The organism is Brevibacillus brevis, assembly GCF_900637055.1.
GTDB classification, from domain to species: Bacteria; Bacillota; Bacilli; order Brevibacillales; family Brevibacillaceae; genus Brevibacillus; species Brevibacillus brevis.
The window spans coordinates 4234446-4253896 of sequence record NZ_LR134338.1 but is presented as its reverse complement, the minus strand read 5'-3'; the positions used below and the strand labels follow the sequence as shown (position 1 = coordinate 4253896).

Genomic DNA, 19451 nt, shown 5'->3' with positions numbered 1-19451 from the left:
GTAAAACGCGGTCGCTCTTCTATGATTTTGCCTCGAAAGAGGTTTTTTTATGGTACAATAGATGGGAAAGATATTCTTATCGACTTGGGTGAATGTGATGGGGGACGAGCGGAGGCTGTTTACGCATCAGACAGACCAACTGCTGACCGTTCTGAACAGGCAGCGGCATGACTGGTTGAACCACGTTCAGGTTCTGCTCGGCTATTTGCATTTGAACCGTACTGAACAAGGAGAGGCCCATTTGAAGCGCATCGCACAGATGGCGATGCAGGAATCGATGGTAGCCCGATTGAATAGCTCCTTGTTGTCCGTCTTCTTCTTGACATTTAACGCACTGAACAATGAATTGCTTTTAGAAGTGGACGTGTGCAATCATGTGGATCTCACGCGAGTAGTTTTGAGCGAGCAAGACTTGTTTCAGTTGGTGTCAGAGATATTATGCACAGTGAACGATCATGTAGACCAGAGCGGGTACGAACCAGCCAGCATGCAGGTAAGCTTGCAGATGGATGAGTGTGGCGTTCATTTTCGTTTTGACCTGGCCGGTGTACTTCATGCATCCGGAATGGAAGAATTGGAAAAGCTGATACGTAAAAGCGAACAGAGTACGGTGGAGGTCACCGAGTGGATACATACGGAAGAAGAATGGGTCCTGAATTTGGTGGTTCCATTCGCGGAATGAAAGAGGTGACACCATGTTTGTCGATCAGGTAAAAGTATATGTAAAAGGCGGGGACGGTGGTAACGGAGCCGTCTCCTTTCGCCGGGAGAAGTACGTACCGCTGGGTGGTCCAGCAGGTGGAGATGGCGGTCAAGGTGGAGATGTCGTGTTTGTCGTGGATGAAGGTCTGCGTACACTGGTAGATTTCCGCTATCAACGACATTTCAAAGCACCACGCGGAGAGCACGGCCGCAACAAATCTCAGCACGGAGCAGGCGCGGAAGATATGATCGTGCGCGTGCCACCGGGAACAACTGTCATTGATGATGATACCAAAGAAGTGATTGCCGATCTCGTGGAGCAGGGGCAACGTGCTGTGATCGCAAAAGGCGGACGCGGTGGACGAGGCAATATTCGTTTTGCCAACTCTTCGAATCCAGCCCCACACATCTCGGAGAACGGAGAGCCAGGTCAAGAGCGTTACATTGTCATGGAGCTCAAGCTGATTGCAGATGTGGGCTTGGTTGGCTATCCAAGTGTAGGAAAATCCACGTTGCTGTCCAGTGTAACAGCGGCGAAGCCAAAAATTGCAGCGTACCACTTTACGACGCTGACACCGAATCTGGGTGTTGTGGACTTGGGCGAGCAGAGCTTCGTAATGGCTGACTTGCCAGGATTGATTGAAGGCGCACATGAAGGTGTGGGTCTTGGTCACCAATTCCTGCGTCACGTAGAGCGTACGCGCTTGATCGTCCATGTGATTGACATGGCAGCGGTAGATGGACGCGATCCATACGAGGATTATTTGCAGATCAACCGAGAGCTGACAATGTATAACCTGAAGCTCGAAGATCGTCCGCAAATTGTAGTCGCGAACAAAATGGAATTGCCAGAAGCAGAGGAAAACCTGCGTATTTTCAAGGAAAAGGCTCCAGATGTGAAGGTGTACGAGATCTCTGCTGCAACCCGTCAAGGCGTACAAGAATTGATGTATGCGATCGGGGATACCTTGGCGACGATTCCGGACAAGCCTGCTGTCGAAGAAGTTGCGGAAGTGGAAGAGCGCGTGGTCTTCCGAGCAGAAAAAGAACCAGAGGCATTCGAAATTACGCGTGATAACGAAGTGTTCGTGGTCAGCGGTGAAAAGATCGAGAAGCTCGTACGCATGACGAATCTGAACAGCTATGATGCAGCCCAGCGTTTTGCAAGACAAATGCGCAGCATGGGTGTAGATGATGCTCTGCGCAAACTGGGAGCAAAAGACGGGGATACCGTTCGGATCGGCAAATTAGAGTTTGACTTTGTGGAGTGACAAAAACCATGATTGATATCCCATCACTGAACCCATTTTTGGGGGATAAACGACTCCAACGCGGTGCGGCGCTACCGCTAATCATCTCCAAGCAGGTGAAGACACCTGTCCAAGTTATGGTTGAACATGCAAAGGGCAGTTATCTCGTAGTTTCCTGTGAGATGAAGCCTGAAACGAAAGCAGAGCTTCTCGGATCAACTGTACGCATTCGTTGGGAAACGGATGCGGCAGTAAACACCATTGATTTGGAAGTAGTTTCGGAGCAAACGCTTTGGCCGATCAAGCTTTTAGGGATGATTCCGATTAGTGTAGGGGTAGAAATTACACAAAAGCGCAAGCAGGATCCCATCTCCCCCGATCTCGGTATTTCTGTCCCTTACAAGGTGATGGGAGCTAGACCGATCGAAGAAAAAGGCGAGGCAGTGTTGCTGAAATTCTCTCCAACCCGTCTTGTTTTGGGAACGGACGGTTATGTGTCGAAGGGCGATTTTCTCCACTTGTCTTTCAAGATACCGAAGCAAGCGCAGGAGATCGTCATGATGGCGAAAATCGTGGAAAAAACGTTCCAAGACAATCAATCGATCATTGAATTAATCTTTACGGATATCAGTGAAAAGCACCATGAACTCATCAAAGATTACTATAAAAAGCTCTCAACTACCGCTTCTTCCTAAGGAAGCGGTTTTTTTCCTTTGATGTTCCTGTGAAGAAGGTATATAGTAGAGTACATAGAGTTCTAAATCGAGCCTGTTCACTTAAGAATTTGTTGTGTACGCTTTCCTGAATAAATTCTTGTGAAATCATTCACTTTTGATTATTCGAATCCGTTGTCTGTTTCGCTTTGTGAAAAATGTTACAAGCAATTTTAAACCGGATTTTCAGGGAGAATAGCGGCCGTTACTCGTATGAACAGGCATCGAGAATGAAAGGCCTCTATTCCAAAGCAAAGGAGGACGTTTTTTTTATGTCTCAAACAACTACGCAACAAGCTCAAGCTGCTGCTGAAGTAGCAAGCACTGCTACTCTGGCACCAGCGCAGCAACAAGATGTACTCGATCAGTTGATGAAACCAGAAATCCAAGAGTCACTTAACGTATTGGTGGCGAACCTGCCTAAATTGGCGGAGCTGACAACTCTTTTGACCAAAACATATGATTTGGTACAAACAGTAGCAAATGATCACGTATTGATCGACGACATCAAAGGCGGAATGGAAGAGTTCGTAAAACCGATCTCTGATAAAGCGAAAGGTATTGCGCAAGCAGCCATTGAGGCCAATGACCGTGTTCATGTAGAAGAGTCTACGATCGGTTTGTTCGGTATTCTCAAAATGCTCAAAGATCCGCAAGTACAAAAAACATTGCGTTTCGCACAAGCATTCCTGGAAGTAACCGCAGAACGTCAACAACAAAAACGCTAGTATTTTTATTATGGAATGGAAGACAAGGACGGAGGATTGGGCATGGCGAAGCATATTCTGATTCTAGGCGGCGGTTATGGCGGTTTGCTCAGCGCATTGACTGCACGTAAATACATGACGGCTGAAGAAGCGTCGATCACGGTGGTAAACCGTTTTCCTACTCACCAAATCATTACGGAACTGCACCGCTTGGCAGTAGGAAACCTGTCTGAACAAAACGTGGCGCTCCCTCTGGAAAGATTGCTGCGTGGCAAAGAGATTAACCTCGTAGTGGACACGGTAGAAAACATTGGTCTCGATTCCCAACGTGTAACACTGGCGAGCGGCGAGTCCATTAAATACGATGCTTTGGTTATTGCGCTGGGTAGTGAAACCGCATTCTTCGGAATCCCAGGTCTGCAAGAGTACAGCTTTACACTGAAGTCTGTAGAAGAAGCAAATCGTCTGCGTGCACACCTCGCAGAGCGCGTGATTGAATACAAGACGAGCAAAAATAAAGCAGATGCTACCTTCGTTGTAGGTGGTGGCGGCCTGACAGGTATCGAGCTGGTTGGGGAATTCGCTGATATGCTGCCAAATCTGTGCCATAAACACGGCGTAGACTTTGCAGACGTATCCATCTACTGTGTAGAAGCAGGTCCATCCATTTTGGCTGGTTTTGCTCCTGACCTGGTTGAGCGTGCGAAAAAGAGCTTGGAAAAACGCGGCGTTCAATTCCTGACAGGCGTCCCTGTAACGGAAATGAAAGAAACCACGGTTTGCTTGAAAGATGGCGGTACCATTGAAACCAAAACAATGGTATGGACAGGTGGCGTACAAGGAAATCGCGTAGTAGCTGAGTGCGGCGTGGAAGTAAACCGCGGGCGTGCAACTGTTACAGAATTCCTGCAATCCACTTCTCACCCTGATGTATTCCTCGCAGGTGACAGTGCGGTCGTAATGGGGCCAGAAGGTCGTCCATTCCCTCCGACTGCGCAGCTGGCATGGCAAATGGGAGAAGTAGTTGGTCACAATCTCTTCGCGCACTTCAACGGCACCAAAATGGATACTTTCAAACCGGTATTCTCCGGTACACTGGGTAGCCTGGGCCGTAAAGACGCGATCGGAACAATCGGTGCAAGCCAACTGAAGCTGAAAGGCCTGCCTGCAACCTTGATGAAAGAAGCGAGTAACGTTCGCTACTTGACTCATATTAATGGTTTGTCCTCTTTGGCATACTAATTGAATCAGGAAAACCCGGGATCATGATGTCCCGGGTTTTTTGTGCTTGTTTATCCGTTTCCGCTGGGGTCTTCAATCACGTTTGGGGACTGTGCCATTTTTTTACCTCGCATGTCATTGCCAAACTGATCGAGACTGCTTGGCTTACCAGCTGGGTGATTGTTGCGGCGCTCCGATTTATCTGACTTTCCACGTCCGGCCATTTGCCTTTCACCTCCTCCATACGATACGCATTATTGTGCGCGAAGAAGCTCCCCCTCATGTAATCAAAGTAAACCAAATATGATCCGATGAAAAAAAGTGACGGATAAGGATTGTCACATTACATGCTTTCCGTTATAATGTCCTCTATGAAGAAACAACTGTTTTTCTCAGGAGGACACAACGCATGAAAAAGGAAGAAAAATTCTACTTGATTCGATCTGACATCCTGCCAGAATCGATTGCCAAAACGATTGAAGCCAAGAAGATGCTGGAATCCGGCGAAGTGGATACCGTGAATGAAGCGGTTGAACGGGTAGGATTGAGTCGCAGTGCTTTTTATAAGTACAAAGATGGCATTTTTCCGTTCAATGCGATGATGAGCGAAAAAATTATGACGTTTACTTTCTCTTTGGATCACATGTCAGGTTACTTGTCCAAAGTGCTCACCTATGTAGCAGATCAAGGTGGAAACGTATTGACCATCAATCAGACGATACCACTTCAAGGGATTGCTACCATATCCATGTCAGTCGATATGGCTAATCTTCGCGTATCTAGCACGGAGTTTTTGGATAGCTTGCAGCTGATCCCGGGCGTTCGCAAAGCGATGATCGTCGGTAGAGGCTAAACAAAAAACAATCAAAGAAAAGGCAGGGGAGAGAGACATGGAGAAGCAGAGCATTAAATTGGGATTGATGGGTTTTGGGACAGTCGGGACTGGTGTCGTACGCATTATTCAAGCACATCAAGAGGATTTGCAAAAGCAGACCGGCCTCAGTATTGAGATATCCCGTATTCTTGTTCAAGATGCGGAAAAATCTCGCAATATTTCATCCATGGAAAGCACGCTGACCACTGACCCTGCTAGTCTTTTGGATGATCCGGAAATCGAAGTCATCGTAGAAGTGATTGGCGGCATTCACCCTGCCAAGGAATACATTTTGGGTGCACTCGAACGTGGCAAGCACGTAGTAACAGCCAACAAAGATCTGATGGCGTTGCACGGAGCCGAAATTTTAGAGAAAGCGCAAGAAAAGGGCTGTGACGTTTTCTACGAGGCAAGCGTGGCAGGCGGAATACCGATCTTGCGCGCGTTAGTTGAAGGGTTCTCCTCAGACCGTATCGCGAAAATGATGGGGATCGTCAACGGAACGACCAATTACATCATGACCAAAATGAGTCAAGAGGGCGCAGACTATAGCGAGGTATTGAAAGAAGCACAAGCACTGGGCTATGCGGAGCAGGACCCAACCTCTGATGTGGAGGGCTTTGATGCCGCCCGCAAAATGGCGATTCTGGCAACGCTGGGCTTCCGTGTACCGATGAAGCTCGAAGATGTGGACGTAAAAGGGATCAGTTCCGTGAGCAAGGAAGATATCGCCTATGGCAAGCAACTGGGCTATGAAATCAAGCTGCTCGGACTGGCTCGTCGTGACGAAGAGGCGATTGAGGTAAGTGTGCAGCCGACTCTGGTTCCGAAATCTCATCCACTCGCTTCCGTAAATGGTGTCTTTAATGCCGTGTACGTTCATGGGGAAGCGGTAGGAGAAACCATGTTTTACGGGCCGGGCGCAGGTGAATTGCCGACTGCTACCGCCGTTGTGTCTGACCTGGTCACTGTCGTCAAAAACAGAAAGCTAGGAGTGAACGGACGCGGAATGGTTGCTCCATACAAAGAAAAAGTATTGAAAGAAGACAGCGAAAAATTCTCGAAATACTTCCTGCGCATCGTAGTTGCAGATAAACGCGGTGTTCTTGCTCAAATTACACAACTGTTGGCAGACAAAAATATTTCCCTTGAGCAAGTCATCCAGCAACCGTTTAACAACGGACGTGAAGCGGAGATTATCATGATTACACACATGTCCTCAAAAAGTGACATGGATGCGGTACTGGCTTACATGGAGCAGATGGATATCGTATCAACTGTACAGAGCTGCTACCGTGTAGAAGGAGGAGACAAATAATGGGTTCTGATCGACAGTCTGGCATCCTGGCACGTTACCGGGAATTTCTCCCGATCACAGAAAAAACTCCGCTGGTCAGCTTGCATGAAGGAAACACTCCCTTGATCCATGCCCCGAACCTATCCAAACAATTGGGGGTGGAGCTGTACGTTAAGTACGAGGGGCTCAATCCGACCGGCTCTTTTAAAGATAGAGGCATGGTCATGGCTGTAGCCAAAGCGGTAGAAGAGGGAAGCAACACAATCATGTGCGCTTCGACGGGGAATACGTCAGCAGCAGCAGCGGCGTATGCGGCACGCTCAGGGTTGCGTTGCATCGTCCTGATCCCGAACGGCAATATCGCATTGGGCAAGCTGGCACAGGCTATCGCCTATGGCGCAGAAGTCATCGCGATTGACGGTAATTTTGATGAAGCACTGGATATCGTTCGCGAAATCACAGCGAAAGAGCCGATAACACTGGTGAATTCCGTGAACCCTTACCGGATCGAAGGACAAAAGACCGCGGCATTTGAAGTGTGCGATGCGCTGGCGGACGCACCTGACATTTTGGCCATTCCAGTTGGTAACGCAGGTAACATTACAGCATACTGGAAGGGTTTCGAGGAATATTTCGCAGCTAATAAATCGAGTCGCTTGCCTAAGATGTACGGATTCCAGGCAGCGGGAGCAGCTCCGTTGGTTCACGGCGAACCAGTAGCCAACCCTGAAACGATTGCGACAGCTATTCGCATTGGCAACCCAGCGAGCAAGGATGGCGCTTTGAATGCTATTTCGAAATCAAGCGGTCTCGTCGATAGTGTAACGGACGAAGAAATTTTACATGCCTATCATTTGCTGGCGAAGAGTGAAGGTGTGTTTTGTGAGCCTGCCTCGGCAGCATCGCTGGCTGGCATTATCAAGCTGCATGAGGCTGGAAGGCTTCAATCTGGCAGCCAGATCGTGTGCGTATTGACTGGAAACGGACTAAAAGATCCAAACATCGCTTTGAAGCTGGTAGGTGAAGAGCCGCGTTCTGTTCCGGCGACACATGAAGCTGTGATGGAGCTGGTTCGTCAAAGTGGGAGAGAAATTGTATCATGAATGGACGACGTGTAAAAGTAACCATACCGGCAACGACAGCGAATCTGGGACCAGGATTCGATGCGCTGGGAATGGCTTTCCAGTTGTATTCTGTTGTAGAAATGGAAATCAGCGATCATACGACGGTAGAGATGATGGGCAAGGAGCTGCAAGGAACACCGACGGACAAAAATAATCTTCTGTACAAGGTTGCGGCGGGTTTGTTTCAGGAAGCAGGTCTCGCTATTCCTGAGCTCGCGATCCGTGCTTCCAGTGACGCTCCCCTGACGAGGGGATTGGGTAGCAGTGCCGCTGCGATTGTAGGTGCACTCGTAGCAGCTAACCATCTCGCTGGCGAACCATTTACGCGTGAACAGTTGTTTGAAAAGGCAACACGCCTGGAAGGGCATCCGGATAATGCGGGAGCTTCGATGTTTGGCGGTATCATTGTTGCGACGATGCCTGAGGTACCAGGGGAACCCATTCCTTATGTGCGGTTTTCTGCCCCTGCGGGATTGCAGACTCTTGTCGTGATCCCAGAATTCATGCTCTCGACAGAAAAAGCGCGGAACGTCTTGCCACAGGTGTACAGCAGAGAGGATGTTGTATATAATGTGGGTCATAGTAGTTTGCTAGTTGCTGCACTGGCACAAGGCAGACTAGACCTGATGGGGCGGGCAATGTCGGATCGGCTGCATCAGCCGTATCGAGCAAAGCTTGTACCTGGCTTGAACGAAATCCTGGACAAAGCGACTGAACACGGGGCACTGGGGGCTGCTTTGAGCGGCGCTGGACCGACGATCCTCTGCTTTTTCTCTTCGGATGAAGAATTAGAGAAGCTGCGTGCTTTTGTGGACAGAGTGATGAAAGGGCACGACATCTCGTACCGCGTGATGATCTTGCAACCGGACGAAAATGGCGTACAGCTAGAAATCCATCAGAGATAGACCATAGTGGATAGGAGTAGCCATGGAGAAGAAACTTGCTTTTCTAGGACCGCGTGGAACGTTTACCGAAGAAGCAGCGAGGATATTGTCGCTCGGACAAAAGCTGTCTTTCGTTCCGTACCCAAGTATTATTGAAGTACTAGACGCTGTTTCCAAAAATGAAGTGGCATACGGTGTTGTACCGATGGAAAACTCCATTGAAGGAACGGTCAACTCTACACTCGATTGGCTCATTCACGAAGTAGATCTGCCCATTTTGGCGGAGCTCGCACTGCCGATTACGCAAAACTTGTTGGTGGCAAAAAGAGAGCACCCATTGCCTTTGTCCGCGATTAAGAGAGTAATGTCACATCCTCAAGCGATTGCACAAAGCCACAACTTTTTGCGTGAGAATTTGCCGGAAGCAGCGATTGAAACGGTAAACAGTACGGCATTGGCTGCAAAAATGGTGAGTGAGCATCCAGAAGAGCCGTGGGCTGCTGTTGGAACTCGATTGAATGTAGAGATTTATCCATTGGAGTTTGCACGTGAACAAATTCAAGATTATTCGAATAACTACACGCGCTTTGTTCTTGTCGGTCAGGAAAGTCTTGAGCTGCCGGTTTCCCGCAAGGAAAAGACGACCATACTGGTCACGCTGCCGGAAGATTTCCCGGGAGCCTTGTATCAAGTGCTGGCTGCTTTTGCTTGGAGAAAAGTCAACTTGTCTCGCATCGAATCACGTCCAACGAAGAAAGCACTCGGAAGCTATTATTTTGTCATCGACATTGAGCAGAAGATGGACGACGTCTTGTTGCCAGGAGCGTTTGCGGAGATTGAAGCTATTGGTTGTCAAGTTCGCCAGCTCGGGACGTATCCATTTTATATGCATCAGACCAATTCCTAGAGGGATTGGTTTTTTCTTTTTCTACTCCCTCCCAACAAAGGAGTGGCGTCAAGGAGCAAAACGCCCATGACTGCATACGATGTTAGGGAGTTTGGTGCAAGGGAGGAGAAAAACATTGAGAATACACATCGTCCAAAAAGGCGATACGATGTGGAAGATCGCCAAAAGATATGGCGTCGATTACAAAGAACTGTTACGCCTTAATAGTCAATTAAAAACTCCCGATACAATTTATCCTGGAGCGAGAATCAAGATTCCGGCGAAACAAGTTCCTGTCCGACCACCGCAAAGAACAACGCCCCCCCATCCAATGAGTGAGGCGGCCCCTTATGTGAAAGAAAGACCGATTACGGAAGAGGAAGAGATGGAGGTACCGCAAGAAATCGAGAGGCGGCCAATTGAGCCGGAAGAATCAGGAGAGGTGGAAATCGAATCAAGGGAGGAGACCAGACCTACCCTACCGCCGGCTCCCATTCCCACCAGACCACCCAAGGAGATGCCAAAGCCGCCAGTTCCTACTGTTTCACCCGAGGTAGTCAGGCCAACGGCACCACCAACATTACCGCCACCTCCACCGACACGGCCAATCCCAAAACCAACAGAGCCGATTGAAAGACCAATTGAAGAACTAATTGAAAAACCTGCAGAACCGATTGAGAAGCCACCGTATAAACCACCGAACATTTCAGGCAAGCCAAATGTGCTGCCACCGGAACCGCCTGTTCCTATACGTCCACTCATACCGACTCCACCTCCAACCAGAGTGAGTCCGTATATATATCCACCAGCGATTCCACCGAATCAAAATGTGCCCAACATCCCATATAGACCACCGACTCAGGTCTTGCCATTACAGCCTACACGACCGCCAGCATATGTATGCCCACCTTGCCCACAGCCGAATTATCCGCCACCACGGGTAAGTCCGTTGCAACCGATGCAGCCGAACTATCCGCCACCACGGGTAAGTCCGTTGCAACCGATGCAGCCAAACTACCCGCCGCCACGGGTAAGTCCGTTGCAACCGATGCAGCCAAACTACCCGCCGCCACGGGTAAGTCCGTTGCAACCGATGCAACCAAACTACCCGCCACCACGGGTAAGTCCATTGCAACCGATGCAACCAAACTATCCGCCGCCACGGGTAAGTCCATTGCAACCGATGCAGCCAAACTATCCACCTCCACGTGTGAGTCCGTTGCGGCCGCAGAAGCCGCCTTCGAAGGTGAGCCCAGAACAGCAGCTCAAGCCGCCTTCAAAAGTGAGTCCGCAACAGAAGCTGAAGCCATCAACGAGGGTAAGCCCAGAGCAAGACCGCAGGCCATCTCCACAGGTGCGGCCATTCCAGCCATTCCCACCTCCGTTCCCGCCACCATGCCCGCCATTTCCGCCTTGCCCACCGTGGGGGAACCCGTGGATTGGCCCGTTTCATCCAAATCGACGGCCGATAGTGAGTCCAGAACAAATTCGACCAATCAATCCATTTCCAATCGTCCCACCACCGATCAGACCGATGCCGTTTCCTTATCCATGCCCACCACCATTTCCACCCATGCCATTAAAGCGGCCACGAGCGAAGAAGCCTGTGTGCCCGGAACCAGTGGAGTCATCATCATGTGAGTGTTCTTCTGAAGTCCCGGAGTACAGAGGCCGCAAAGGCAAGTACAATCGTTCCCCACAGGAGATTCACAATAACGTGATGTTCCCGCCTTCCCCGTGTATGGCATCTATGCCTGAACAAGGGGTTTGGCCGAACTGGGGAGATGGGCATGAAGAATCCTCTTCGTACTGAGAGGGTATGGGATGAACAAAGGAATCCTATCCACCATTGAAAAGGCTTTTCGCTGTCAAATCTACGGGGTGAAGCCGAAGCGAAACGTCAACCTGTTAAAAACAGACCGGGGCCACTGGATACTCAAAGGATATAAGCAGGTCGAAAAAGCTGTGTGGGTGACAGAGTTAGCAGATGCACTACATGAGAAGGGCTTTCATCATACCGTGCAGTATGTGGCGAATCAGGAAGGGTCCAAAATTTTTGCGTTTGAAGGGCGCCATTACACCATCATGAAAATGATTGATGGCCATGAAGCAGATAACGCTTCTCTTTTCGATGTCAAAAAAACAGCAGAAACATTGGCACGTTTTCATGTTGCAGCTCAGGGCTTTCCTATTGACCTTTCGTATGCGTATGAAGGAAAACCGGCTCTTTTAGATAAATGGGAGAGCCGCTTGGAATACTTTGAGCGGCTGATGTGGTCGATTGAACAGAAAGGCCCCCAGAGCAAACTGGAGCAACTCATTTCCCAACAGGCAGATCACGTCCTTCGAGATGGCAAGGAGCTGCTTCAATCTGCTTACAAGCTGCCTTTGACGCCAGAAATGTATGTAGCCATGGAGCGGGGGACACTCGCACACAGAGACGTGGCGAGCCATAACTTTTTGCTTACGGAGCGAGGCAGTTGCTATTTGATTGACCTTGATACTGTCGGTCATGATCTTCAGCTGGTTGACCTCGTACAATTGATGTCGCGGATGCTACTGATGCAGGAATACCGCATGGATTCATTCGTGGAAGCGATGGAAGCTTACAGTAACGTCAACTATTTATCGGATACTCAGATTTGGGCTGTGCATCAATTGCTTCGCTATCCGGATAATTTCTTGCGGGAGGTAACGGGCTTGTATAGTCAGCGCCCGGGCTACCACATGCGGGGTGTCATGCAGTTGATCCAAATGGAAGGCAAAGTGATGGCGAATCGCCAACGCTTTTTAAACGACGGAGAACGAATTTTCCAACGATCTCCGTGGGGGCATTACCATTTTGTTGGATAGTCGGATAAAACAAAACATCCCTCTCATAAGAGGGATGTTTGTGTTGTTGACAAGCTTACTTGGAAGCAGGCTTGGACAGATCAATGGAGAATTTCGCAAACCCAGATTCCAATACGTTGATGAACTTGATATTGGACAATTTTTCAGCGAATGGTTTCGCGTCAGGAGAAGAAGTGAATGTAACGTTCAGCTTCGCATCTACTGGAGCAAAAGACCAGTTGTTGTCTGCTGCTGGGTCGATATTTTTTTGGTTCAGGATGTAGTCGATTACGATTTGACGGTTTTCATCTGGGGAATCGATGACGATGTTTTTGCCATCCAAACCTGGGAACGCACCGCCGCCGCTTGCACGGTAGTTGTTGGTTACGACGATGAATTTGTCTTCAGGTTTTACTGGTTTGCCGTTAAAAGACAGGTTTTTGATGCGGTTTGCATCTTTGTTTGCTACTTTTCCATCCACAGCGTATTTGGATGGCTGTGTCACATCGATTTGATAAGTAACACCGTCGATTACATCAAAGTTGTACGTTGGGAAAGTCTCGTTGATGAGTGGTTGCTCATCTGCTTTCTTCACATCGATTTGGTTGAACTGTCCAGCGGAGCGCTCCAACCATTCTTTCACGGTAGCTCCATCGACCAGAACCGCCTTCAATGTGTTCGGGTAGATGTACAGGTCAGATACGTTTTTGATGGCGATTGTACCAGCTGGGATATTGGAGTAGTAGCTTACTCCGTTACGGCCGCCTGCTTTAAATGGTGCACCAGCAGACAGAACTGGAATGCCTTCGTATTCTGTACCCTTCACGTTTTTCTCAACGAACCATTTTTGTGCATTGGTTACGATTTGGATAGATGGGTCATCTTGCACAAGTGCAAAGTAGCTGAAGATCGGGGAAGATGTTTTCCCTACAGCAGAACGAACCCATTCAACTGTTTTATCGTGATCTTCTTTTACTGCATCCACGATAGCTTTGTCTGCATCAGCCAAGGATGCTTTGTTCGCTTTGTCATAAATCGGAACTACTTTGGTAGCGGACTCAGCCACTTTCCATTTTCCGTTTTCTTGTTTCAGCGTCAGGTCGATCACGCCGAGGTGGTTGCCCCAGAAGCCAGGCATCACAGCTGGTTTGCCGTTGATCGTTCCTTTTTCTGCATCAATGCCTGGAATTTTATCGAATCCAGGACCTGGGAATACGGAGTGGGAGTGTCCGAACAGGATCGCGTCGATTCCCTCTACTTTGCTCAGCTGGTAGCTAGCGTTTTCCAATTGAGGACCACCCTCGATAGGGCCAATTCCGGAGTGAGGAACTGCGATGATGATGTCCGCACCTTTTTTCTTCATTTCAGGTACGAATTTGTTGGCAGTTTCCACGATGTCCTTCGCAATTACTTTTCCTTCCAGGTGAGCCTTGTCCCACTGCATAATTTGTGGTGGTACAAAACCGATAACGCCCACTTTGAGCTTTACATCTTTACCATTCTCATCTTTAAATGTGCGCTCCAGGATTTCGTAAGGAGTGTACATGTTTTTGTCATTGTCCGGGTTTTTGTCCTTGTCGTCTACATAGACGTTGGAGTTTATGTAAGGGAATTTTGCACCCTTCAAGCTGGTGTCCAAGAACTCCAAACCAAAGTTGAACTCGTGGTTACCGATATTGGCAACATCATAGTCCATCAGGTTCATTGCCTTGTAAGCAGGGTGAGTATCTCCAGCTTTCAACGGGTCGATTTTTGCCACGTAGTCGCCCAATGGGTTTCCTTGCAACAAGTCACCGTTGTCGATCAGGATGCTGTTTTTCACTTCTTCTCTTGCTTTTTTGACCAATGTCGCTGTTTTTGCGAGGCCAAACTCGTCTGTGTTTTTGTCTTGATAGTAGTCATAGTTAACGATGTTGGTGTGGATATCAGTCGTTTCCAACAGGCGGAGCTTAAGGACAGAACCAGTTTGCGCGCTTACAGGAGTAAGAGGAAATGAGAGAGCGCCAACAACCAAAGAAGTGCTGAGGAGGAAAGCGGTCAGCATTTTTTTGTTCGTTTTTTTCATGTTTGAAATGACCTCCATAAGTTTACAATAATGCCAAGCAAAAATAGTTTATCATTAGATTCGGAAGCTGGATAGATAGCCAGATGAAATAGTATATTAATTTTTTGTATTGACAAAAATAAAAAAATATAACGTCAATCCCTCATTGGTCCCGTATGTCCCTCTTTCCTTTTGGAAATCATAGGAAGAAAAGCCTATATAAAAGAAGGGGTTCTATGTGACTGAGAAGAAAAAGTGGATGGTTTACGCGACGTGGGGTACAGCATTAGCCACAGGCATCGTAGTCGGTATCCTATTAGTAGGAAAGGACGGAAACGATTCGGGTCTTGCTCGTTTACTGAACCATTCAGGCAAAGCAGATGTAGTCGCGGGGACGTCGTATGAACTGGTTTTAGCTCGCCATTATTTGTGTGGAGTGCGAGACGAAGAGCATGTGTCAGTTCATGCCAATCAACTGGCAGACGTCATGGGCAACTATAATGGATGGGAAATTGTACAAGCAGAACCTGTCAAGATGATCTTAATGAAACGCGAGCAGGATATAGCACCAGCATGCAAGGAGAATGGGCATATCGGAATAGCTGCGGACGGCATGCTTACTCTCTTTCATGGTCTGCCTGCTGAACAAGAGGTCGTGCAAACCTTTTATCGAATCGATACTGCAAAAATGGAAGCGAGTCTGCCAAAAGAGGAATGGGAGAATCTGAAACGGGGGATTCGCATTCGGAATCTGGCAGAGTATAACAGTGTGTTGTCCACCTATGGCGAATACCAATGGAGTGGACAATGAAAATGGTTAGACCAAAAGAAATCCCTTTCGAGCCTTTCGTGTAACAAGCACGTATTGGACTGGAAAGGGATTTTTGCTTCCATTGCTATTCATTCAGTTCAACCGCAATGATTCGCCAGCGTTCCCCCGGAACTTCGCGGCGCAAAAGAAACTTCCATGTCCCTCGAAAATTACCGCCTTCCCGGGCAATATATGAGAGCCGAACAGGAACCTCTATCAACAGGGGACCGCGTTCGTCTGACGGGATGATGATTTCTGACGATCGTACAGACTCGATCGAAGACAGCCCTTCTGGAAGCGTAAAGCCATCTGTTGTCATTCGCATCGCATGGGTGTCGTGCTCATGCAGAGCGGTCAGGAAATAGCCGACGAGTTCTTCAGGAGACGCCCCTTTTATTGTAGTTGCAAGTGCTCCGGATGCTTTGAGAATCATCATGCTGTGACTAGGATCGGGCTCTTTGTGCCGATGGGTGGAGCTGCCGAAAAAGTGGATGCAAAAATGCCCAGGGAATTCATTTCCTTTAATCGCACCAGCGCCATGAGGCATTCCGTGCATGGATGCTGCAAAATAAGTACCGTCTACCTCTACCAGAATGGCTCTGCGCTTCCACGACCATTTCCCCTGATAAATGTTCTTCATGGTCTGTGTATCCTTGCGCGTCAACGGTTGAACATCGGCATGGCGATTGCCTGCTCTGCGCTGGACATCAAAACGTTGGCCTGTCTCTAAATCAATCACGGTACCAAACTCCATCCGTTTCAACGTTTTTTTCACCTGTTCCCAAGGGATAGCCTGTGCAAAATGGACAGCCTCTACGGATTTGACCATTTCTTCGATCCGTTGGCGAACATCGTTGGCCAATACATAACGACGAGGCATTTTTTTTTCATAAAGCTGGCCATCGTGATCAAATACATACGTTCGCTTTTTTACGGTCAATGTAGCACGTATCCAGTGCGGGTTATAGGAGGCGACTTCGGTAGTAGAGCCCAATAGCCGCTTCGTAAAATGCTTTTGATCACGGAAGGACATGGTCGTTTGGAAGGAGGACTCGGGTGACACCGAAACGGTGACCGTGATGTCATTCTTGACCTTGGCATGCGCAGAGTGCGGCATTGACAGTGCGATTACGAAAAAGCATATACATAAAATGAGGACTTTGCTTCGCAACAACCAACACCTCCACTGCTTATCGTTTCAATTCGATGTCTGGCTCATGTGGCGTAAATCTTGGTATCATAGCGCCATTGCTCTTACGCCATACTGATTTCATACGGTGATCGAAGGAGGAGTCTTTAGACCATGTCTACCATGCCTAGAGGTAGCTACAAAGACCAGTTCCATCAGCGTTTGTACGTTCAGTTGAACCAGGGACACAACAAGCTCAATTACCAACAGATCAACAAGATCAAAGAGCATATGCAGAGTGGCGTGGATGACTATGCCCACATGCAGCATGATGTGTCGGATTCACTCGGAATGAACAAACACTAACAGACGCCGTATAACCCGTTCCTTTTATAGGGAGCGGGTTTTTTATAAGGTTGTTCAAAAAGTCGACTTTTTGAACTCGGATATAAAATGGAAATGCACGTTCGCTTTTTAGGAGCTTTGTGTTACAGTAGAGTGTAGAATCTTTGCTCACGGAGAGTGGACTATGCGCATTTTAGGAATTGACCCTGGCATTGCGATTGTTGGCTTCGGGGTTGTGGATAAAGAGGGCAGTCAATTGCGTCCCGTCCAATATGGAAGCATTCAGACAGAAGCAGGATTGCCAGTGCCACTTAGATTGAAACAGATTTTTGAGGCAATGCAGAGCCTTCTGGAAACATATCGTCCCGATGAAATGTCCGTCGAAAAGCTTTTCTTCAATAAAAACGTGACGACGGCCTTTACAGTTGGTCAAGCGCGAGGGGTTATTTTGCTTGCGGCAGAGCTGGCTGGTGTGCCGGTCTATGAATATACCCCGATGCAGGTAAAGCAAGCCGTGACTGGATACGGGGGAGCAGAGAAGAAGCAAATACAGGAAATGACGAAGCTCCTATTGCGGTTAAAAGAAGTACCAAAGCCCGACGATGTGGCGGACGCATTGGGCATTGCCATTACGCACGCACAGTTTCGCGCGTTCATTTCCATTTCGGAAGGGGTCAAGAAATGATTGATTTTGTAGAAGGTACACTTAGTTATCTCGATTCGGAATACATAGTCATCGAAACGGGCGGAATTGGTTATCGACTGTTTTGCCCAAACCCGTACCAATTCGTTCGGTATGAAGGCAGCAAAACCAAATTGTTTACCCATCACCACGTGCGGGAAGATGCCATTCTGCTGTACGGCTTTGCTACCCGTGACGAACGCGATTTGTTTCGCAAGCTGCTTGATGTTAGCGGAATCGGACCAAAGGGCGGCTTGGCGATTCTCGCTGCGGCGACGCCTGAACAGCTGGTGATGGCGGTTCAACAGGAGAATGTTACCTATTTGACGAAATTTCCGGGGATTGGGAAAAAGACAGCCCAGCGCATTATCCTCGATTTGAAGGATAAATTGGTAGGGTACACACCATCTGCAATTTTGACTGTTGCAGCGGGTGATTTGACAGCAGGCGAGCAAGCTGTTTCTGCACTGAACGAAGCACTCGATGCATTGACTGCACTGGGTTACTCTGATGGTGAACTTCAAAAAATCAGAAACACGCTGTCTGAGAAATCAAAAGAGGGCGATGGTGTAGAAAAGCTCATCAAACAAGGGCTTGCGTTGCTCATGAGGGGGTAGGATTTTGGATTCTCGGATCATCACGACGCATATGAATTGGGAAGAAGATGCGGCGGAGCTGAGCCTCCGTCCTCGCTATTTAAACGAATACATCGGTCAACAGCACGTAAAGGAAAATCTGAAAATTTTTATTGAAGCAGCCAAAATGCGGAAAGAATCGTTGGATCACGTACTTCTGTACGGTCCGCCTGGTCTGGGGAAGACGACTCTGTCGCAAATTATCGCCAATGAGCTTGGTGTGAATATCCGCACGACGTCTGGTCCGGCAATTGAGCGTCCGGGTGATTTGGCGGCGATTTTGACGAACTTGCAAGAGGGCGACGTCCTGTTTATTGACGAGATTCACAGGCTCAACCGGAGCGTCGAGGAAGTTCTGTATCCGGCTATGGAGGATTTTGCCCTGGACATCATTATCGGTAAAGGGCCAAGCGCTCGCAGTGTCCGTTTGGACTTGCCGCCATTTACACTGGTCGGGGCCACGACGCGAGCTGGCATGCTGTCCGCGCCGCTTCGGGATCGCTTTGGGGTTGTAAATCGCCTGGAGTTTTATACAGTCCCGGAACTGACCTTTATCGTATCGCGGGCAGCCGACATCCTGCAGGTCGTCATTCGAGAAGGCGGAGCAGAGGAGATTGCCAGACGTTCACGGGGAACACCCCGGGTGGCAAACCGCTTGCTGAAGCGAGTTCGCGATTTTGCCCAAGTAAAAGGCGAAGGCGTCATTACGACAGAGATTGCCAAAGAAGCGTTGGAAAGATTGCAAGTGGATGCCTGCGGTCTCGATCATATCGACCATAAACTGTTGCTAGCGATTATTGATCGCTTTGACGGTGGACCGGTCGGACTGGATACGATCGCAGCAACAATCGGAGAAGAGTCACAAACGGTGGAAGATGTTTGCGAGCCATACCTCATGCAGATAGGCTTTATGCAGCGGACGCCGCGGGGGCGGGTTCTTACCCCGAGTGCGTACCAACACTTTGGTCGGGAGATGAAATCGTGAATCCTGTAGCCAAGCTACTCATTATTGGTGGTGCTGCTTTAATTGTAATCGGTCTTTTGTGGCAGGTAGGAGGCAGATTTTTGCCGCTGGGGCGTTTGCCGGGAGATATCGTGGTAGAAAAGGAAAACGTCAAGTTCTACTTTCCCATTGTGACTTGTATTGTGATTAGCATCGTCCTGTCTCTTGGCATGTATTTATTCCGGCTGTTTAAATAGGAAAGTGTAAAGGCCATCGGAGCGCATCGTTCCGGTGGTTTTTTTGCGTGCGGGCGTTTGGTCCCATTTTACGAAAATGGCAGGAGATCAGCCTGCGATTGTCGAAAAACATGGG

At 48.6% G+C, this 19451-nt stretch carries 22 protein-coding genes and 1 pseudogene; 19 read left to right on the top strand and 4 right to left on the bottom strand.

The features are described 5' to 3' along the window. The first annotated feature begins 97 nt into the window (after window positions 1–97). From EL268_RS20460 to EL268_RS20440, 5 genes are all read left to right on the top strand, one after another. Entirely contained in the window at window positions 98–682 is a 585-nt protein-coding gene (locus EL268_RS20460; protein WP_106656762.1) for a Spo0B C-terminal domain-containing protein, read from the top strand. Window positions 683–695: 13 nt separating this feature from the next. Then, entirely contained in the window at window positions 696–1973 is a 1278-nt protein-coding gene (gene obgE, locus EL268_RS20455) for a GTPase ObgE (RefSeq protein ID WP_106656761.1), read from the top strand. Window positions 1974–1981: 8 nt separating this feature from the next. Next, on the top strand, window positions 1982–2647 hold the full coding sequence (locus EL268_RS20450; RefSeq protein WP_106656760.1) for a PilZ domain-containing protein: 666 nt from the start codon (window positions 1982–1984) through the stop codon (window positions 2645–2647). A gap of 290 nt (window positions 2648–2937) precedes the next feature. Further along, a complete protein-coding gene (locus EL268_RS20445) occupies window positions 2938–3393 on the top strand; it encodes a helical membrane plugin domain-containing protein (protein WP_047072800.1) in 456 nt (151 codons plus the stop codon). A 42-nt stretch (window positions 3394–3435) separates the two neighbouring features. Then, entirely contained in the window at window positions 3436–4614 is a 1179-nt protein-coding gene (locus EL268_RS20440) for an NAD(P)/FAD-dependent oxidoreductase (protein ID WP_106656759.1), read from the top strand. Window positions 4615–4664: 50 nt separating this feature from the next. On the opposite strand, the gene EL268_RS32895 is transcribed toward EL268_RS20440, so the two are convergent. Next, complete coding sequence (locus EL268_RS32895) at window positions 4665–4817, bottom strand: hypothetical protein (RefSeq protein ID WP_164724500.1); 153 nt, start codon at window positions 4815–4817, stop codon at window positions 4665–4667. Between the two features lie 185 nt (window positions 4818–5002). Between EL268_RS32895 and EL268_RS20435 the strand changes: the two genes are divergently transcribed. The 6 genes and pseudogenes from EL268_RS20435 to EL268_RS33865 form a co-directional block, all read left to right on the top strand. After that, window positions 5003–5446 (top strand): ACT domain-containing protein, encoded by a 444-nt coding sequence (locus tag EL268_RS20435; protein WP_106656758.1) that lies wholly within the window; start codon window positions 5003–5005, stop codon window positions 5444–5446. 37 nt (window positions 5447–5483) lie between these two features. Beyond that, window positions 5484–6785, top strand: a complete 1302-nt coding sequence (locus EL268_RS20430; RefSeq protein ID WP_106656757.1) for a homoserine dehydrogenase — start codon at window positions 5484–5486, stop codon at window positions 6783–6785. Continuing rightward, window positions 6785–7867 carry a threonine synthase gene (gene thrC, locus EL268_RS20425; protein WP_106656756.1) on the top strand — a complete coding sequence of 361 codons (1083 nt, stop codon included), beginning with the start codon at window positions 6785–6787 and terminating at the stop codon, window positions 7865–7867. The genes EL268_RS20430 and thrC overlap by 1 nt, the downstream gene beginning before the upstream one ends. Further along, window positions 7864–8793 (top strand): homoserine kinase, encoded by a 930-nt coding sequence (gene thrB, locus EL268_RS20420; RefSeq protein ID WP_106656755.1) that lies wholly within the window; start codon window positions 7864–7866, stop codon window positions 8791–8793. Before thrC ends, thrB begins: the two co-directional genes overlap by 4 nt. A gap of 22 nt (window positions 8794–8815) precedes the next feature. Further along, window positions 8816–9679, top strand: coding sequence for a prephenate dehydratase (gene pheA, locus EL268_RS20415; RefSeq protein WP_106656754.1), 864 nt, complete (start codon window positions 8816–8818; stop codon window positions 9677–9679). 79 nt (window positions 9680–9758) lie between these two features. Then, window positions 9759–9881, top strand: a pseudogene (locus EL268_RS33865) (LysM peptidoglycan-binding domain-containing protein); the annotation flags it as partial. Window positions 9882–10006: 125 nt separating this feature from the next. Here the strand turns inward: EL268_RS33865 and EL268_RS33470 are convergent. Next, window positions 10007–10420 (bottom strand): hypothetical protein, encoded by a 414-nt coding sequence (locus EL268_RS33470; RefSeq protein ID WP_232029966.1) that lies wholly within the window; start codon window positions 10418–10420, stop codon window positions 10007–10009. 147 nt (window positions 10421–10567) lie between these two features. On the opposite strand from EL268_RS33470, the gene EL268_RS33465 reads away from it, so the two are divergent. Next, window positions 10568–11299 carry a prolipoprotein diacylglyceryl transferase gene (locus EL268_RS33465; protein ID WP_232029965.1) on the top strand — a complete coding sequence of 244 codons (732 nt, stop codon included), beginning with the start codon at window positions 10568–10570 and terminating at the stop codon, window positions 11297–11299. A 183-nt stretch (window positions 11300–11482) separates the two neighbouring features. Further along, window positions 11483–12511, top strand: a complete 1029-nt coding sequence (locus tag EL268_RS20405) for a phosphotransferase (RefSeq protein WP_106656752.1) — start codon at window positions 11483–11485, stop codon at window positions 12509–12511. A gap of 55 nt (window positions 12512–12566) precedes the next feature. Here the strand turns inward: EL268_RS20405 and EL268_RS20400 are convergent, their stop codons facing one another. Further along, window positions 12567–14555: a bifunctional 2',3'-cyclic-nucleotide 2'-phosphodiesterase/3'-nucleotidase gene (locus EL268_RS20400; RefSeq protein WP_106656751.1), complete on the bottom strand. Its 1989-nt coding sequence runs from the start codon at window positions 14553–14555 to the stop codon at window positions 12567–12569. Window positions 14556–14772: 217 nt separating this feature from the next. On the opposite strand from EL268_RS20400, the gene EL268_RS20395 reads away from it, so the two are divergent. Beyond that, window positions 14773–15345, top strand: coding sequence for a BofC C-terminal domain-containing protein (locus EL268_RS20395; RefSeq protein WP_106656750.1), 573 nt, complete (start codon window positions 14773–14775; stop codon window positions 15343–15345). An 85-nt stretch (window positions 15346–15430) separates the two neighbouring features. Here the strand turns inward: EL268_RS20395 and EL268_RS20390 are convergent, their stop codons facing one another. Beyond that, a complete protein-coding gene (locus EL268_RS20390; protein WP_106656749.1) occupies window positions 15431–16519 on the bottom strand; it encodes a hypothetical protein in 1089 nt (362 codons plus the stop codon). A 129-nt stretch (window positions 16520–16648) separates the two neighbouring features. Between EL268_RS20390 and EL268_RS20385 the strand changes: the two genes are divergently transcribed. The 5 genes from EL268_RS20385 (at window position 16649) to EL268_RS20365 (ending at window position 19336) form a co-directional block, all read left to right on the top strand. Next, window positions 16649–16840 (top strand): hypothetical protein, encoded by a 192-nt coding sequence (locus EL268_RS20385; protein WP_047072775.1) that lies wholly within the window; start codon window positions 16649–16651, stop codon window positions 16838–16840. A gap of 163 nt (window positions 16841–17003) precedes the next feature. Then, window positions 17004–17504, top strand: a complete 501-nt coding sequence (gene ruvC, locus EL268_RS20380; protein WP_106656748.1) for a crossover junction endodeoxyribonuclease RuvC — start codon at window positions 17004–17006, stop codon at window positions 17502–17504. Continuing rightward, a complete protein-coding gene (gene ruvA / locus EL268_RS20375; RefSeq protein ID WP_048032131.1) occupies window positions 17501–18118 on the top strand; it encodes a Holliday junction branch migration protein RuvA in 618 nt (205 codons plus the stop codon). Before ruvC ends, ruvA begins: the two co-directional genes overlap by 4 nt. 4 nt (window positions 18119–18122) lie before the next feature. Then, window positions 18123–19121 carry a Holliday junction branch migration DNA helicase RuvB gene (gene ruvB / locus EL268_RS20370; RefSeq protein WP_012685582.1) on the top strand — a complete coding sequence of 333 codons (999 nt, stop codon included), beginning with the start codon at window positions 18123–18125 and terminating at the stop codon, window positions 19119–19121. Next, window positions 19118–19336: a DUF2905 domain-containing protein gene (locus tag EL268_RS20365; RefSeq protein WP_012685583.1), complete on the top strand. Its 219-nt coding sequence runs from the start codon at window positions 19118–19120 to the stop codon at window positions 19334–19336. The genes ruvB and EL268_RS20365 overlap by 4 nt, the downstream gene beginning before the upstream one ends. Window positions 19337–19451: the final 115 nt, after the last annotated feature.